The organism is Pseudomonas sp. 8BK, from assembly GCF_902506475.1.
GTDB lineage: Bacteria > Pseudomonadota > Gammaproteobacteria > Pseudomonadales > Pseudomonadaceae > Aquipseudomonas > Aquipseudomonas anguilliseptica.
Genome location: NZ_LR733252.1, coordinates 609203 through 626308, shown reverse-complemented (window position 1 = coordinate 626308; position 17106 = coordinate 609203). Strand labels below are relative to the sequence as shown.

13 protein-coding genes are annotated in these 17106 nt (G+C 61.2%); 5 read left to right on the top strand and 8 right to left on the bottom strand.

What is annotated here, in order from left to right:
• Positions 1-130 precede the first annotated feature (130 nt).
• Positions 131-616: a peptidylprolyl isomerase gene (locus tag ACIN8IBEIGE_RS02805; RefSeq protein WP_160013315.1), complete on the bottom strand. Its 486-nt coding sequence runs from the start codon at positions 614-616 to the stop codon at positions 131-133.
• Here ACIN8IBEIGE_RS02805 and ACIN8IBEIGE_RS02800 point away from each other — a divergent pair.
• From ACIN8IBEIGE_RS02800 to ACIN8IBEIGE_RS02785, 4 genes are all read left to right on the top strand, one after another.
• Positions 585-956 carry a DUF3565 domain-containing protein gene (locus ACIN8IBEIGE_RS02800; RefSeq protein WP_160013314.1) on the top strand — a complete coding sequence of 124 codons (372 nt, stop codon included), beginning with the start codon at positions 585-587 and terminating at the stop codon, positions 954-956. The two genes, ACIN8IBEIGE_RS02805 and ACIN8IBEIGE_RS02800, sit on opposite strands and share 32 nt — an antisense overlap.
• Complete coding sequence (locus tag ACIN8IBEIGE_RS02795) at positions 957-2144, top strand: acetate kinase (protein WP_160013313.1); 1188 nt, start codon at positions 957-959, stop codon at positions 2142-2144.
• A gap of 27 nt (positions 2145-2171) precedes the next feature.
• Positions 2172-4265 (top strand): phosphate acetyltransferase, encoded by a 2094-nt coding sequence (gene pta / locus ACIN8IBEIGE_RS02790; protein WP_160013312.1) that lies wholly within the window; start codon positions 2172-2174, stop codon positions 4263-4265.
• A 238-nt stretch (positions 4266-4503) separates the two neighbouring features.
• Entirely contained in the window at positions 4504-5409 is a 906-nt protein-coding gene (locus tag ACIN8IBEIGE_RS02785) for an acyltransferase (protein ID WP_160013311.1), read from the top strand.
• 28 nt (positions 5410-5437) lie between these two features.
• Here the strand turns inward: ACIN8IBEIGE_RS02785 and ACIN8IBEIGE_RS02780 are convergent, their stop codons facing one another.
• The 5 genes from ACIN8IBEIGE_RS02780 to ACIN8IBEIGE_RS02760 all read right to left on the bottom strand — a co-directional run bounded on the left by ACIN8IBEIGE_RS02780 (position 5438) and on the right by ACIN8IBEIGE_RS02760 (position 14057).
• Positions 5438-7588 carry an EAL domain-containing protein gene (locus ACIN8IBEIGE_RS02780; RefSeq protein ID WP_160013310.1) on the bottom strand — a complete coding sequence of 717 codons (2151 nt, stop codon included), beginning with the start codon at positions 7586-7588 and terminating at the stop codon, positions 5438-5440.
• Between the two features lie 71 nt (positions 7589-7659).
• Positions 7660-11442, bottom strand: a complete 3783-nt coding sequence (locus tag ACIN8IBEIGE_RS02775; RefSeq protein ID WP_160013309.1) for a response regulator — start codon at positions 11440-11442, stop codon at positions 7660-7662.
• A 176-nt stretch (positions 11443-11618) separates the two neighbouring features.
• A complete protein-coding gene (locus tag ACIN8IBEIGE_RS02770) occupies positions 11619-12275 on the bottom strand; it encodes an OmpA family protein (RefSeq protein ID WP_090376438.1) in 657 nt (218 codons plus the stop codon).
• Between the two features lie 112 nt (positions 12276-12387).
• A complete protein-coding gene (locus ACIN8IBEIGE_RS02765) occupies positions 12388-13035 on the bottom strand; it encodes an MBL fold metallo-hydrolase (protein WP_160013308.1) in 648 nt (215 codons plus the stop codon).
• Positions 13036-13037: 2 nt separating this feature from the next.
• Positions 13038-14057: an AraC family transcriptional regulator gene (locus ACIN8IBEIGE_RS02760; RefSeq protein ID WP_160013307.1), complete on the bottom strand. Its 1020-nt coding sequence runs from the start codon at positions 14055-14057 to the stop codon at positions 13038-13040.
• 391 nt (positions 14058-14448) lie between these two features.
• Between ACIN8IBEIGE_RS02760 and ACIN8IBEIGE_RS02755 the strand changes: the two genes are divergently transcribed.
• Positions 14449-15288, top strand: a complete 840-nt coding sequence (locus ACIN8IBEIGE_RS02755) for a metal-dependent hydrolase (protein ID WP_160013306.1) — start codon at positions 14449-14451, stop codon at positions 15286-15288.
• Between the two features lie 108 nt (positions 15289-15396).
• Here ACIN8IBEIGE_RS02755 and ACIN8IBEIGE_RS02750 read toward each other — a convergent pair whose 3' ends face one another.
• Both ACIN8IBEIGE_RS02750 and ACIN8IBEIGE_RS02745 read right to left on the bottom strand, forming a co-directional pair.
• Positions 15397-16338 (bottom strand): alpha/beta fold hydrolase, encoded by a 942-nt coding sequence (locus tag ACIN8IBEIGE_RS02750; protein WP_160013305.1) that lies wholly within the window; start codon positions 16336-16338, stop codon positions 15397-15399.
• Between the two features lie 79 nt (positions 16339-16417).
• Positions 16418-17098, bottom strand: a complete 681-nt coding sequence (locus ACIN8IBEIGE_RS02745; protein WP_160013304.1) for a TetR/AcrR family transcriptional regulator — start codon at positions 17096-17098, stop codon at positions 16418-16420.
• Positions 17099-17106: the final 8 nt, after the last annotated feature.

The window sequence follows — 17106 nt, the reverse complement described above, 5'->3', positions numbered from 1 at the left end:
ACCGCCAAGGATGGCGGGTCATAAAAAAGGCGCCTATCTGAAGGCGCCTTTCTTCTGTTGCAGCTTAGCAGCCGGGCCAGCGGTTGATACGACCATAAGTCGACTCGCGGCCGTGGCATAAGGCTAAACCTTAGTGGTGGTGACCACCTTCACCGTGGATATGGCCATGCGCAACTTCTTCTTCGTTGGCATCACGCACGCTGACAACCTTGACCTTGAAGTGCAGACGCTGGCCAGCCAGTGGGTGGTTGCCGTCAACGATCACGTCGTCGCCGTCCAGTTCACGGATGGTGACGATCTGCATGCCGCCGTCTGGACCGGATGCGTGGAACTGCATGCCAACTTCCAGCTCGTCCACACCTTCGAACATCGAACGGTTGAGGGTGGCGACCAGCTCGGCGCTGTATTCGCCGTAGGCGTCTTCCGGCTCGACTGCAACTTCCAGCTCGTCGCCAGCTTGTTTGCCCAGCAGGGCTTTTTCCAGGCCGCCGATGATGTTGCCGGCACCGTGCAGATAAGCCAGCGGCGCGCCGCCTGCGGAACTGTCGATCACCTCACCGGCATCGTTAGTCAGGGTATAGTCGATGGAGACGGCCTTATTGGCGGCGATCAGCATGGGGCGAGACCTTTTGCTTAGAAATAAAGAACGGCCAAGTTTACCCAAGGGCACGCGCGAAAGCGAACCGGACACAGACGGACGGCCAAGCGCGGCCTCAGTGCGGGTGCTTGATTTTCGTCAGGATGAACACGGCCATTGGGTGGCAGTATTGTCCTGCGGCCATACTCAGCATCTGCGCCACCAGCCGCCCTGGCAGAATCGTGCGTGGGTGCTGGATGCTCAACAACGCCAGGCGCATCTGGGTGAACCTTTCCTCTGCGGCTGGTGCGCGGCTGAAAATGGCGCACTCGAGGCGATGACAGAACGCCCGAACCAAGATTTGAACAAGGAGCGGTAAATGCCTGCACGCAATATTCTGGTGATCAACTGCGGCAGTTCATCAATCAAGTTTGCCCTGATCAATGAAGCGCAAGATGCCTTTATCCTCAGCGGCCTGGCCGAGCGCCTGGGCAGCCCGGATGCCCAAGTCCACTGGCAACAAGGCGACAACAAAGACAGCCTGATTCTGCCCCATGCCGATCACCGCACCGCCCTCGCCCAGGTATTTCCCCTGGTGCAGGCCGCTGCGGGTGGCCAACTGCACGGTATTGGCCACCGTGTGGTGCATGGCGGCGAACATTTCACCGCGGCCTGCCGCCTGGATGCGTTAAGTCTTGCGGCGATTCGCGCCACCGCACCACTGGCGCCACTGCATAACCCGGCCAATCTGCTGGGCATCGAGGCGGCGATCAAGCTGTTCCCCGACCTGACTCAAGTGGCCGTGTTCGATACGGCCTTTCACCAGACCCTTCCCGAACACGCCTACCGCTATGCCCTGCCCGAGCACCTGTACCGAGAACACGGTGTACGCCGTTATGGCTTCCACGGCACCAGCCACCGTTTTGTCAGCCAGCGCGCCGCAGCAATGGCCGGGCTACCGGTCAATGCCAGCAGCTGGCTGGTGGCACACCTGGGCAATGGCTGCTCGACCTGCGCCATCGTCGATGGGCAAAGCCGCGACACCAGCATGGGCCTGACGCCATTGGAAGGCGTGGTGATGGGTACGCGCAGCGGCGATGTCGACCCCAATCTGCACAGCCATCTGGCACGCACACTGGGCTGGAGCCTGGAGCAGATCGAAACCATGCTCAATAAAGACAGCGGCCTGCAGGGCCTCTCCGGCCTGTCCAACGACATGCGCACCCTGGAGCAGGCCCGCGAACAAGGCCATGCCGGCGCCACCCTGGCCATTGAGGTGTTCTGCTACCGCCTGGCCAAATCCCTGGCTGCCATGAGCTGCGCCCTGCCGCAACTCGACGGCCTGGTCTTTACCGGCGGCATTGGCGAGAACTCGGCGCTGATTCGCCGCCAGACCGTCACGCACCTGAAATTGCTCAACCTGGCCCTCGACGAGCAGGCCAACGCCCGCACCGTGCGCGGCGCGGCCGGACCGATCCAGGCGCACGGGCACCCGCGCGTGCTGGTCGTACCGACCAATGAAGAACGACAGATTGCCCTCGACACCCTGGCGCTACTTGAAGCCTGATCGTCACCTGACTACTACGGAGCGCGAATGCACACTTTCTTTATTGCCCCCACCGGTTTCGGTGTCGGCCTTACCTCAATCAGCCTGGGCCTGGTCGGCGCCCTTGAGCGCGCCGGCCTCAAGGTCGGCTTTTTCAAGCCCATCGCCCAACCGCATCAGGGCGATTTGGGCCCAGAGCGTTCCAGCGAGCTGATCGCCCGTACCCATGGCCTGCACTCACCAAAACCGCTGGCTCTGGCCCATGTCGAACGCATGCTTGGCGACGGCCAGCTGGATGAACTGCTGGAAGAAATCATCAGCCTCTATCAGCAAGCCGCTGCAGGCAAGGACGTGGTGATCGTCGAAGGCATGGTGCCGACGCGCCAGGCCAGTTACGCCGCGCGGGTCAATTTTCACCTGGCCAAGAGCCTCGATGCCGAGGTGATTCTGGTCTCCGCGCCGGAACAGGAAAGCCTCAGCGAACTGAGCGATCGGGTGGAAATCCAGGCCCAGCTGTTTGGTGGGCCGAAAGACGAGAAAGTGCTCGGTGTGATCCTCAACAAGGTCCGCAGCGACGATGGCACCGAAGCCTTCGCCAGTCGCCTGAAAGAACTCTCGCCATTGCTCAAGGGCGATGACTTCCGCCTGCTCGGCTGCATCCCCTGGCAGGACGAACTGAATGCGCCGCGTACACGCGACATCGCCGACCTGCTTGGCGCGCGGGTACTGAATGCCGGCGATTACGAGCAGCGGCGCATGCTGAAAATCGTGCTCTGCGCGCGCGCCGTGGCCAACACCGTGCAACTGCTTAAACCCGGCACGCTGGTGGTGACGCCAGGGGATCGCGACGACATCATCCTCGCCGCCAGCCTGGCCGCGATGAACGGCATGCCGCTGGCCGGTCTGCTGCTGTGCAGCGACTTTGCTCCCGACCCGCGGATCATGGAACTGTGCCGAGGTGCCTTGCAGGGCGGCTTGCCAGTGATGACGGTCAGCACCGGCTCCTACGACACCGCAACCAATCTCAACCGCCTGAACAAGGAAATCCCGGTCGACGACAAGGAGCGCGCAGAGACAGTCGCCGACTTCGTCGCCAGCCATATCGACCACGAATGGCTGTTCGCCCGCTGTGGCACGCCGCGCGAGCTGCGCATGTCACCGCCGGCGTTCCGCTATCAGCTGGTGCAGCGCGCCAAGGCGGCGAACAAGCGCATCGTCTTGCCGGAAGGCAGCGAGCCGCGCACCGTGCAGGCCGCCGCCATCTGCCAGGCGCGCGGCATTGCCCGCTGCGTACTGCTAGCCAAGCCGGAGGATGTTCACGCGGTGGCCCACGCCCACGGTATCGAACTGCCGGAAGGGCTGGAAATCCTCGACCCGGACCTGATTCGCGAACGCTATGTCGAGCCCATGGTCGAGTTGCGCAAGGGCAAAGGGCTGAACGCGCCGATGGCCGCCGCACAGCTGGAAGACACCGTGGTGCTGGGCACCATGATGCTGGCCCTGGATGAAGTCGACGGCCTGGTGTCCGGGGCGATCAACACCACTGCCAACACCATCCGCCCCGCCCTGCAGCTGATCAAAACTGCACCGGGCTACAAGCTGGTGTCGTCGGTGTTCTTTATGCTGCTGCCCGACCAGGTGCTGGTTTACGGTGATTGCGCGGTAAACCCCGACCCGACGGCAGTGGAACTGGCGGAAATCGCCCTGCAAAGCGCGGCCTCGGCCAGCGCCTTCGGTATCACCCCACGGGTGGCGATGCTCAGCTACTCCACCGGTGATTCCGGCAGCGGCGAAGAAGTCGAAAAAGTCCGCGAAGCCACCCGCCTGGCAAAGACCATAGACCCACAACTGCTGCTCGATGGCCCGCTGCAATACGACGCGGCGGCAATTGAAAGTGTCGGCCGACAGAAAGCCCCCGGCAGCCCGGTCGCCGGCCGTGCCACCGTATTTATCTTCCCTGACCTGAATACCGGCAATACCACTTACAAGGCGGTACAACGCAGCGCCGATTGCGTCAGCGTCGGGCCGATGCTGCAGGGCCTGCGTAAACCGGTAAATGACCTGTCGCGCGGGGCACTGGTCGATGACATCGTCTACACCATCGCCCTGACCGCGATTCAGGCCGCCAACCTGCCGCAGTAATGCACAGCCAAGGCCGCTCAGCGGCGGCCCTGGCCAGAAAAGCGCTAAAAATCCGCGAAACGCGGCGATCACCAACGTTTCGAAAGGCTTGCAGTTCGATGCACAGGCGTTAACCTGTGCGCCGACCGATCTGTGGTGGAAAACCACAGGCGTAGATAAGTCGGGGACCAAGCCGCTTGAGCGCCACAGCAGTGGCCCGCAACCAGCCTGGCCCCATTTTCTGGAGGCACCTGCCCCAATGCTGCATTTCCTGCCTGCTCCACTGCGCGGCCTGTTTGCCGGCCTGATGCTCGCCCTGAATACCCTGATCTGCTGCTGGCCGCTGTTTGCCGTGGCCTTGCTCAAACTGCTGCTGCCCATTCCAGTGATCCAGCGTGGATTGCGCTTTGTCATGCATGGGATTGCCGAGTTCTGGATCAGTACCAACAAGTTCTGGATGAACCTGGTTGGCCGCACGCATTGGGATGTGGCGGGCCTAAGCGGCTTCGACAAACAGCATTCCTACCTGGTGACCAGCAACCACCAGAGCTGGGTGGATATTCTGGTGCTGCAATACCAGCTCAACCAGCGCATGCCGCTGCTGAAGTTCTTCCTCAAGCAGGAGCTGATCTGGGTGCCGGTGATTGGCCTGTGCTGGTGGGCGCTGGAATTCCCGTTTATGAAGCGCTTCAGCAAGGAATACCTGGCCAAGCACCCGGAAAAACGCGGCCAGGACCTGGCCACCACGCGCAAGGCCTGCGAGCGCTACAAGACCAACCCGGTGTCAGTGTTCAACTTCCTGGAAGGCACGCGCCTGTCGCCGGCCAAGCACGCGCAACAGCAATCACCGTTCAAGCATCTGCTCAAACCCAAGGCCGGCGGTATTGCCTTTGTGCTGGATGCCATGGGGGAGCAATTGCATAGTCTGGTCAACGTCACCATCCATTACCCACAGGGCACCCCCGGTTTCTGGGATCTGCTGTGCGGGCGAGTTGAGCAGGTGGTGGTGCGCTTCGATCAACTGCAGATTCCCAAGGAATTCATCGGCGGCAACTACGATCAGGACGAAGCCTACCGCCTGCAGTTCCAGCAGTGGGTCAACCAGCTGTGGCTGGACAAGGATGCGCAGCTCGACGAGCTGAAGCAGCGCTATCCCGCGCGCTAAGCCGCTATCGCCGATACCTCAAGCCCGCCTAGCCTGCGGGCTTTTCATTGCGTAACGGCAAATTGTGCCAATCCAGCTGTGCGGGGAAGGTGTTGATCTGCTCGGCGTCTAGCCCCGGCGCGACTAGAAAGCCCTGCATGATTGCGCAGTTGTGCGCCGCCAGCCAATCACGCTGAGCCATGGTTTCCACACCCTCGGCGATCACTTCCAACCCCAGATTGCGGCCCAGATCGATGATGGTGCTGACCACCGCAGCGTCACGCGGCGACTCGAGCATATTGGAGATAAACAGGCGATCAACCTTCAGCGTATCCAGTTCGAAATGACGCAGGTAAGCCAGCGATGAATAACCGGTGCCGAAATCATCGATGGCGATTTTCACCCCGAGCTTACGCAACTGACGCAGCTGTTCCTGACTGGCTTGCAGATCCTGCATCAGTGCGCTTTCGGTGACTTCCACTTCCAGTTGCCGAGGGTTCAACTGGTGCTCTTCAAGCACTCGGCGCAGGTCATCGACCAGCTGCGGCATACCGAACTGCACCGGGCTGACATTCAGGCTGAGCACCAGTTCGTTGCCGAAGTGCTGACTCAGCTGTTGGCACTTTTCGATCCCAGCCTGGAAGATCCAGCCGCCCAGGCGGTTGATCAGACGTGTCTCCTCCAGCAGCGGAATAAACACCCCCGGCGCCACGGTGCCGGCAACCCGATGCTGCCAACGCAACAACGCTTCGAAGCCACGCAGGCGTCCGCTCTCCAGGTAAATCTGCGGCTGGTAGACCAGGACGAAATCATCATTCTCGATGGCGTTGCGCAGGCTTTCCTCAAGCATCAACCGTGAGCGCGCACGGCCATTCATTTCCGGAGAGAAGAAGCGGTATTGCTGACGACCGGTGCGTTTGGCCTCGTACATGGCCATGTCAGCGGCGCGCAGCAAGCCTTCCACGGTTTGCCCGCACTCGGGGAAACAGGCAATCCCCACACTCGCGCCCAAAGTCACCTCAATACCGTCGAGGTTATGTCGCACCGACACCTGCTCGATCAGTTTCTCGGCGATACGCGCGGCGTCTTCCGGGTGTTCCAGGCTGTCGAGCAAGGCAGTGAACTCATCGCCACCAATCCGCGCCAGGCTGTCATAGGGGCGCAGGCTGGTCTTGAGCTGCTCGCCAACCAGTTTGAGCAAGCGGTCGCCCACGTCGTGACCGAGGGAGTCATTGATGCGTTTGAAGCCATCTAGATCGAGATAGAGCACCGCCATACGCTGGCCGCTGCGTTCGATCCGCGACAACGCCGACTCCAGCGCCTGATAGAAGCCACGCCGGTTGAGTAGGCCAGTCAGGGCATCAGTAATCGCCTGTGACTCCAGTTGCTGATGCAGGTGGCGCACAACCGACATATCCAGCGCCATCACCACCATGGCGTGCTGCAGGCGCGGCAGGGGAGAACAGGAAAGCGCCACCGGCACCTGCCCGCCGTTCAGCGTGCGCAGGTTGGCGTCATGCAGGCGATAGGCCTCGCCGCGCCGCCACTTCAGGTAGAACTCGGACAACCGCCAGTCGCTGGTCACTTGCGGGCTGACCAGATAGGAGAGCATTTCACTGCCTTCCAGATCACTGATCGAGCCTTCAAGCATGCGTGCCATGGCCGGGTTGGCGAAGTTGATGCGGCCATCTTCACCCACCACCATGATGCCTTCGGCGGCGTTGTCCAACACCGAGGCGTTGAACGCCCGGGCGGTGTCCAGCTGCTGGGTCAACTGCAGCAGCTCGCTGCGGTTGCGCTCATGTTCGAGCAAGGCGTGAATCTTGTGGCGCAATACGCTGGGGTCGAACGGCTTGAGCATAAAATCCACTGCACCGGTGGCGTAACCCTTGATCACCGAATCCTGGGTCTGCGCGATGGCAGATACGAAAATGATCGGGGTAAAGCGGGTACGGGGGTTGCCACGCATCAGTCGCGCGACCTCAAAACCATCCATGTGCGGCATCTGCACATCCAGCAGTACCAGGCCAACGTCCTCTTCGAGCATGCACTGCAGAGCCGTTTCGCCCGAGTCGACACAGCGCAGTTGCCAGTCCCCCTCCTCTAGCAGAGCCTGCATGGCCACCAGGTTTTCCGGGCGGTCATCCACGACTAGCAGAATCTGCGTGCTGGCCACGCTCTTCAGCTGTACCTGTGCCATATATCCTCCCTTATCCCTGGCGAGCGCCTTGCGACTCCTGTTGCGATTGAGGTTAGCAGGCCGCAGCAAAACTACTGCGGCGCTGCGGCGGATGCCCCGAACGAGTCCGTGTGCGGGTCGGCAGTGGCCAGCCAGCGCACCAGCAGCTCAAGCAAAGCCTCGCGACTGACCGGTTTGGCCAGGTAGTCATCGGCGCCAGCGGTGATGCATTTTTCTCGGTCGCCTTTCATCGCATGGGCGGTCAGGGCGATGATCGGGATACTGCAACCGTGCTCGGTCTTGAGTAGCCGAGTGGCGGTGTAGCCATCCATGGTCGGCATGGCCATGTCCATCAGGATCAGGTCGAAGGGTTCGCGCTCGTAACAGTTGATGGCCTCCTGGCCATCCTTGGCCGGACTTATGATCAGCCCGACTTCATCGAGCAGGGCCGTCAGGGCGTAGACATTGCGCACGTCATCATCGACCAGCAGCACGCGCCGGCCCTCCAGCGGATTGTTGATTCTCGAGGCTCCCGCCCGCGCGGGGTCGCGCACACTGCCCAGAAAGCCCTGCACCGCCTCGCTCAGCTCATGCATGTTCTCGCCGTGTTTATGCACCACCACTGCGCTGTAACGGCGCAGGCGCTGCAGGGTCTGGCGGGTGACATCGACACCGGTATTGATCACCACCCGCGTACCATTCAGCGGGCGCTGTCGATTGAGGGTTTCCAGCAGTTCAAAGCCGTCCTGATCAGGCAGGTCAAGGTCTATCACCAAGGCGTTGAACATGCCGCCGGCGTAGGCCTGCTGCGCCTCATCGGCGCGCGCGCAGGCCTGCACATCAAAGCCCAGCTGCTGCAGGTGCTCACGGTAATGTTCGCGCTCAACCTCGACATCCTCGACCAGCAGCAGTCGCTGGGCGGGCGACTGGTCAAGCTGCTGCAGATCGACAAAGACCTGCTCAAGGTCTTCCCGTTGAATCGGCTTAACCAGGTAACGCGTACCGTCATCGTTCCAGTCTGCCGGTTGCGGTACGCAAGAGATGATATGCACCGGCGTGCTGCGGTAGCTGGCCTGGCTGCGCAGGCGGCGGAACAGCTGCCAGCCGCTGATATCCGGCAGCAGAATATCCAGGATCACCGCACTGAACCGCTCGCTTTGCAGCAGGTTGAGCGCCTGCACCCCGGAGCGGCAATGCACGCAAGCAAAGCCATGGGCATGCGCCTCTTCGGCCAGTACCGCAGCAAAATTCACATCATCTTCAACAATCAACACCGCCGGGCCTTCACCGCTACGTTGCGGTGCATCTGCGGCCGGCTCTGCATGCTCCTGAATCTGAGCCTGAGCCTGAGCCTGAGCCACCACCCGCACCGGCAGCTGTACGGTAAAGCAGCTGCCTTCACCCAGCGCACTTTGCAGGCTGATCTCGCCATCCATCGCCAACACCAGTTGGCGGGTAATCGCCAGCCCCAGCCCGGTGCCACCAAAGCGCCGGCTGGTGGAACCGTCGATCTGCTGGAAGGCTTGGAAAATCTGCTCATGCTGCTCGGCAGGTATACCTATACCGCTGTCACGCACACTGAAGTTGAGCAGTTCATGGCCCTCCTCCGGCTCGCCACTGGCGCAGGATACGGTCAGGCTGACTTCGCCGTGCTCGGTGAACTTCAGCGCGTTGGACAGTAGGTTGCGCAGAATCTGCTGCAGGCGGATGCGATCTGTGTGAATCACCCGCGGTACCCCGGCCTCCAGTTGCGTGTGCAGGCGCAGGCCCTTGATCTCGGCCATCGGCCGCAGGCTGGCATCCAGCTCGACCAGCACATCTTGCATGTTCAGCGGCTCGAGCTTGAGCTGCATACGCCCGGACTCGACCTTAGCCAGATCGAGCACATCGTTGATCAACTGCAGCAGATCACTGCCGGCCCGGTGCACGATATCGGCATGCTTGGCCTGTTTCTCGGTCAAATTGCCGGCACTGTTCAGGCGCAGCTGGTCGCTGAGAATCAGGATACTGTTGAGCGGCGTGCGCAGCTCGTGGGACATATTGGCGAGAAATTCCGACTTGTAGCGATTGGCCAGAATCAGCTGCTCGGCCTGGTCGCGCAGGCGCTGCTCGGCCGCCTTGCGCTCGCTGATATCGATGATCACCGCCTGCACCAGGGCATCTTCACCACCACGGATCGGCGACAGCCCCACCTCCAGGGGAATCTGCCGGCCATCACGGTGCTGGCCGAACAGCTCGCGGTTATTGCCCATGCGCCGTGGTTCCGGGCTCTTCTGATAGCCCTGACGCATCGGCACATGGCTGCCGCGCAGGGCCGTGGGCAGCAAAATCTCCACCGGCTGGGCGAGCAGCGCCTCACGGCCATAGCCAAACAGTTGCTCGGTCTGACGGTTGACCATGGCGATACAGCCTTTGTTGTCGACCAGCACGATGGCATTGGGCGACGCCTCGACCACCAGGCGAAAGCGTTCTTCAGCGCCCTTGCGCGCGCGCAGGTCAATCAGGTTGATCAGGTAATTGACCCCACCGGAGTCGCCCAGCACGCTCAGGCTCAGAGCCACCGGAATTTCCTCGCCGAGATCACGGCGCGCCAAGTATTCGTTGGATCGCTCGGAGGTGTCGTGATCGATGGCCAGGGCACTGAGCTGCTCGACACTCGGCAAAAAGCGTTTGACCCGTTCACCGACCAAGCTCTCGGGGGTCGAGTCGAGCAGATCGGCGGCGCTGCGGTTGGCCATCTCGATCCGCCCCTGGGCGTTGCACAACAAGGTCGCCACCGGCAACTGCTCGACCAGCAGACGGAACCGCTCCTCTCGCTCACGCAGTTTGTCGGTGGCCAGGTGGTTGGCGTGCATCTCACGCTCACGCAAATACAAGTAGCCACCGACCAGCAAGGCCAGCAGGGTCGCAGCCACCAGGCCGATCCATAAACTGATACCGCTACGGCTGGAGAAGGCCGCCTCATAGGCGGGTGTACTGGTTACCTGTAGCACCCAGTTGCGTCCATACAAGGGTAATTCCAGCTCATGCTGAAATCGTGGCTGCGGGGAAACACCCTGCACCTCGGCGCTTAACAGCGGGGTTTGCAGGGCCTGCTGATCCTTGATCACCACATCGAAGCGCTGACTTTGCGCACCGAGAATGCCTTCCATCAGCTCATGGCTGCGAAACGCCCCATGCACCACGCCAAGCAAGGCAGCGCGGCGCTCCTCGGCCGTGCTCTGCGGCATGCCAGGCAGGTACACTGGCAGAAACAGCAGTACCCCGCCCTGCACATTGGCCTCGGTTTCCTGGCGCAGAGTAACGGGGGCACTGAGAATCGCCTGGCCCGTGTTGATGGCCTGTTCCACTGCTGCCCGGCGCACGTCTTCGCTGAGCAGGTCAAAACCCAACACCCGACGGTTACGCCAGTCCAGCGGGCTGATGTAGTCGATCAACAGATAGTGCTCACGTGCCCCCGTGGGGAATGCCCGGTAGTCGGCACGCCCTTGGCTCTGCTGGGTAGCCAGAAAGGCATCAAGCTGCTCCGCGCGCAGATAACGCGACCACGCCAGGCCGAGGATGCCGGGGTAGCGGTCCTGCAACTGCAGCTGATCGATGGCGCGGTCCCACTCGGTCAGGGACACATGATCACTGCCGGTCATCAACCCGGAAACACCGCGCAGTACCATTTCATAGGCACGCATACGGCTTTTCACCCGTTGGCCGATGTCCTGCGCTTCCAGCTCGAAACGCTGCTGGCTCTGCTCACGCTCACGTTGCTCGAAGACCTGCCATTGCCAGACGATCAAGGCCCCCAGGCCAAGCGACAAGGCCAGGGTGACCCACAACGGCAGCCAGGGTTTACGCGAAGTAGAAGCAGGCCTGTCGTCCATGATTGCTCCAGTTGTCGTCCATGTCCGGCGCAGGCAGCGCGCCGATGCAGCAGGGTTATAGGAACCACTGCCAGCAGTCTAGTCAGGATTTGAACGACCGGCCGCCCCTAAATTGCAGGTATAAAAAAGCCGCGTATTCGTGCGAATACGCGGCTTTATATGACGACGCCTTACGGTTACAGCGGACGCAGGTTGATTTCTACCCGGCGGTTCTGCGCACGGCCTGCTTCATTGGCATTGCTGGCAATCGGCTGACTCGGCCCCGCGCCGTAGGACGACAAACGCGAAGCCGGAACACCATTGGCGCTCAGGTAAGAGGCAACACTTTGTGCACGACGGTTGGAAAGGTTCTGGTTCAACTCGAACGAGCCTGTGCTGTCAGTATGGCCGACGATATCCACACCGTTCTTGTTGAACTCCTTGAATACGGTGACCAGCGAATTGAGGGTTGGGTAGAAGCCGCTGGAAATATCCGCCGAGTTGCTGGCGAAGGTGATGTTGCCTGGCATGATCAGCTTCAGGTCATCACCATTTCGCTGTACCTGCACGCCAGTGCCTTGCAGGGTCTGGCGCAACTTGGCTTCCTGAGTATCAACGTAATAGCCGTAACCGCCACCGGCCGCACCACCGACTGCCGCGCCAATCAAAGCGCCTTTTGCGCGGTCTTTCTTGCTGGAAGTAGCTGCACCGATTACCGCACCAGTAACTGCGCCAACACCACCGTAGATGCCCGCTTTGCCTGCCTCGCGTTCACCGGTATAGGGGTTGGTGGTACAGCCGGCGAGTACGCCAAGACCGAGGGTAACAACAGCCAGATTTCGCCACAGCTTCATGCGTACTTCCTTTGAATATCGGATCGGGACAGGTTTGCACCTGAGTTTTCGAGCCCGAGACATAGCTAAAGTTCATTTTCAGAGGTGATTGAGCAGGCAAACACATGGCCTGCTAGGCGCGGATAAACGGGTTATCACGCATTTCATCACCGAGGCGCGTATCGGCGCCATGGCCGGTCACCACGGTGGCGTCCTCGTCCAGGCTGTACAGCCGCTGCTTGATCGAGCGCTCAATGGTCGGGTAATCGCCGCCCCACAAGTCGGTGCGACCGATACCACGTTTGAACAGGGTGTCGCCGGCAATCAGCAGCTTGTCCTGGGGGAACCAGAAGCTCATCGAACCCGGAGTATGCCCTGGCGTGTGCAGGGCCACGCCGCAACCGCAGGCCAGCTCCTCGTCATCGCTCAACCACTGATCCGGTGCCGGCACCGGCGTATAGGGCACGCCGAACATGCGGCACTGCATTTCCAGGTTGTCCCAGAGGAACTGATCCTCCTTGTGCAGATGCAGGGTCGCGCCGGTTTTCTCCTTCATCTGCCCCGAGGCGAGGAAGTGATCCAGGTGGGCATGGGTGTGAATGATGCTCACCACCTTCAGCCCGTGGGCCTCCAGACGCGCCATGATCAGCTCGGGATTGCCACCCGGATCGACCACGATGGCCTTCTTGGTTACAGGGTCACCGATGATTGTGCAGTTGCACTGCAACGGGCCGACGGGGAAGGTTTCACGAATCAGGGTCGGGGTTACAGCAGAACTCATGGTTATTCCTCAGCGCGGTAATCGCTGGGCAGTTTACCCGTCCATTTCTTGAACGCACGGCGAAAATTCGACGGGTCGCTGAAACCCAGCAGGTAGGCAATCTCGTAGAGCGGCAAGTGGGTGGTGGTGAGGTATTGCAGGGCCAGGCTCTTGCGCACTTCATCGAGCACTTGCTGGTAACTGGTGCCCATATTCGACAGGTGCCGGCGCAGGCTGCGGCCACTGGTGTGCAAGGCTTCAGCGGCGCTGGCCAGGTCGGGAAAGTCGCCTGGGCGCGCCAGCAGCAAGCGGCGCACGCGGGTCAGCAGGCCGTCCTGCACATCCAGACTGGCCAACAACGCTTCGCATTGCTGCTCACACATCTGCACCGTGGCCGGGTTGGCCAGGGCCATGGGTCGGTCCAGATAGCTGATCGGCATGCTCAGACGGTGATAAGGCTGTTCAAACGCCACCGCCACGCCAAACAGCCGCTCGTAGCGCTCGGCATAATGCGGCGCGGCATGGGCAAAGCCCACCTCCACCTCCTGCAAGCGCTCGCCCACCAGAAAGCGTGCGATGGTGTAGAGGCTGGTCAGCAAACCTTCGGCGGCGAAGCGACTGAGCGGGCCCAGCGGCATGGTTTCGCTGGCGCGCAGTTCGATCCGCGCGCCCAGCTCGACCATTTCCAGTTCATAGGTCAGGCCCAGTACACGGTAATACTTGAGGGCGAACTGCATGGCCTTGCCCAGGTTGGCGCTGGACAGCACCGCATAACCGAGGATGCCGTGGGTCGAGACATTCAACCGCTGGCCCAGCAGCAGGCCCAGCGCCGGCTCGTCACACAGACGCAGAGCGCTGCTGGTGAGTTGGGTGAAATCAATAAAAGACAGCCGTCCCTGCGGGTTGCCCAGCACTTCGGGGCGCACCCGCGCCTCGGCAAACAGCTGCGCCCGCGGCACGCCCAACTCCTCGACCAAGTCGAGCAAGGCGGCAGCGTAGGCGACAGGAACCAGTTCGGCGGAGAAATTCAATGATGGCTTCATGGGCTTCTTATTATCTGGCCAGATATGACCACTGGCAGCGACGATAACCCCGTTCGACAAAAGCCGACAAGGGCATCCCTGCACCGCAGTGCCAAGTCAGTCGCCTGCGTAGTATATGCGAAGGCTTTGGCCATACTCAGGACTCGGGCAGCCGATCACCACGACCGAAGGTTGGGCGCACGCCGGGCACTGCTGCTTCTCTCGCCTCGGCAAGAGCTCTAGTCCGCAGGGTTGGCAATTCAGCCCGTTGAATTGGCAAGTCGCAGAGCCTGGTACATTCGTACAACATTGGCCACATATGACCGAAACATTGGCTGTTGTGAACCTTTGCCGAGCCGCCTGGTGAATCCATAGTGAGACCACGCTTCAGTCACAGACTCAGGGAGTCAGCATGGTTAGCACTACCCCGGAAGGTTTGCAGATTCGTCCACGGCATATGGATTTCGATTTCCCCAATCCGCTGCCACGGCACTGGCACAGCGGTGATGCCTTCAAGACTCATTTGTTTGATGCCATGTCGGTGCTGTTCCCCGATGGCGAGCGTTTCTTTATCGACTCGGTGCGACACTTCCGCGACCAGATCGATGACTCGGTGCTGAAAGAGCAGATCCGTGGCTTTATCGGTCAGGAAGGCCACCACAGCCGCGAGCACCTGGAATACAGCAATCGCCTGCGTGACCTGGGTTACAACATCACCCGCATCGAAAAACGCGCCCAGGCGCGGATTCGCTACACCCAGAAGAAGTTCTCGCCGCAAAGGCAACTGGCGGCCACCGCCGCGCTGGAACACATCACTGCGATCATGGCCGATGGCCTGCTCAAGGACCCTAAACATCTGGAAGGCGCCCACCCCACCATGGTGCGCCTGTGGCGCTGGCACGCGCTGGAGGAAACCGAGCACAAGGCGGTGGCCTTCGACGTGTACAACCAAGTTTGCGGCAGCCGTAAACTGCTGCGTCGGGCGATGATCATGGGCACCTTCTTCTTCGTGCTCGATACCACTCGCGGCCTGGCGCATATGCTCAAACAGGACGGCCTGCTGTGGAACTGGCGCGTGTGGCGCGACGGCATTCAGTGGATGTGGGGCAAGGAAGGCGTGTTCCGCCCGCTGATCAGCACCTATCGCGATTTCTTCAAACCCAACTTTCACCCCTGGGAGCACAACAACCTGGAGTTGCTCTACCAGACCCGTACGGAGTTCGATCTGCCTGTACAAAGCCAGGCGGCCTGAACCGGACACTGCAACCAAACAACAAGGGAGCCAGATGGCTCCCTTTTTTATTCTTCTGTTGTTCACCGATTGCGACGGCTGTTGCCGCCGCAATCGGCTTCTGTTCGATCAGCCCTGAAGAAAACGCAGGGCATCAGCTGCGCTTTGCTGGGGGATTTCTTCCATCGGAATATGCCCAACGCCCGGGTAGGTTTTCACCTGAATGCCCGGCAGATCGCGCTGCCACAGCGGCACGTGCTTCGGTGAAATCCAGCGATCACGCTCACCCCACAGCAGCAGCGTCGGCGCCTGAATCTGCGCCACCCGCGCCGGCGTGGTGTGCAGCTCGTCCTTGTTGACCTTGAGCAGCACGCGGAAGATAGCCATCATCGCCCGGCGATTACCCGGTCGCCGCGTCAGATCGTTGTAGCGATCCACCACACCCGGCTTGATCCGCGCAGGCTCGCCGTAGACTTCCTTGATGCCCTGGGCGATCAACGCGCGCGGCATCCACAGCGGCATGGCCACGGTGGCACCGGGTAAAGCAGCGGCGGCAATCATCCAAGGCACCTTGTGCATGTGATAACCGGCCGGGTCGATCAACACCAGCTTCTCCACTCGCTGCGGCTGCGCCAGGGCAAAATTCCAGGCGATATAGCCGCCCAGGGAATTGCCAACAATCGAGGCTTTATTCACGCCTAGATAGTCGAGCAACAGACCGAACACCTTGATCATCCGCTCGGCGGAATACACACCATCGCGAGCCGGACCGGTGAGGCCGAAGCCCGGCACATCGAAACGAATCACCCGGTAATCAGCGGAAAAGGCTGGCAACCAGTCATCCCAGGTGTGCAGCGAGGCGACTACGCCGTGGATCAAGACCAGCACCGGTTTGTCGCGGCTGCCCTCGTCGCGGTAGTGCAGGTTGAAGCCGTCGAGTTCGATATAACGCGAGCCATTGGCGGCGTTGCCATAGCGCGCCTTGAGGCGCTCCAGCGGCAGGGCGCCGAAGCCCAGACGGGCAAGACCGGCCGCCAGCGGTGGCGTCAGCGGGAGACTGGAAGCAGACATGCAGGCACCTCTAGATTGTTGTTATGAGAAAGACACATCCGGGATATCAGAGCATGTACGCCCAGAGCTGACGCCTAACCTAGGTTGAGCCGGACGCAGGACACAGCGAGGCGATCAGCAGCTCACTGAGCACACGCTTGGCCTGTTCGATCTCTTCGCGTTTGACGGCGCGGCCAAGCAGCTCCAGCGAGGCCGCTTCCATGGCCCAGATCAGCGCACGGTAGGTCAGTGGGTCCGCCGCGCGGGTCGCGCCATGCAGACGCTCGGCCAGCAACCGCGCCATCTCCGTGTGCGCACGCTGCCGGTGTGCTGCCAGCGGGGAATCGGCACGCAGGGCCTCTTCCTGCATCAGGCGGATAATCGGCCCGACCGCCAGGTGATAGTCGAAGTAGCGCCCGACCATGCCCTCTAACCAGGCCTGTGGGCTGCCGGCGATGCTCTGCATTTCACTGAAGCGCGACAGCAGCAGGGATACCGCCGTCTGGTAGATGCCTTCGAGCACCTGCATCTTGTTCTCGAAGTATTTGTAGAAGGTGCGCCGCGACACATTGGCCGCCGCCAGCAGGTCATTCACCGTGGTGTCCGCCAAGCCCTTGCGGGCAAATACCGGAATTGCCGCCAGCTGAATATTGGTGCGCTGTAGATGGCCGATCAGCGGCCCGTCGCCGTCCTGTTCCTGCTGCTGGGCTACGGCACCGTAACCGCCGAGGTCTTCGAATACCGCACGAACGGCACCCAATTCTGCCAACGCCTGCTGCATCGCACACT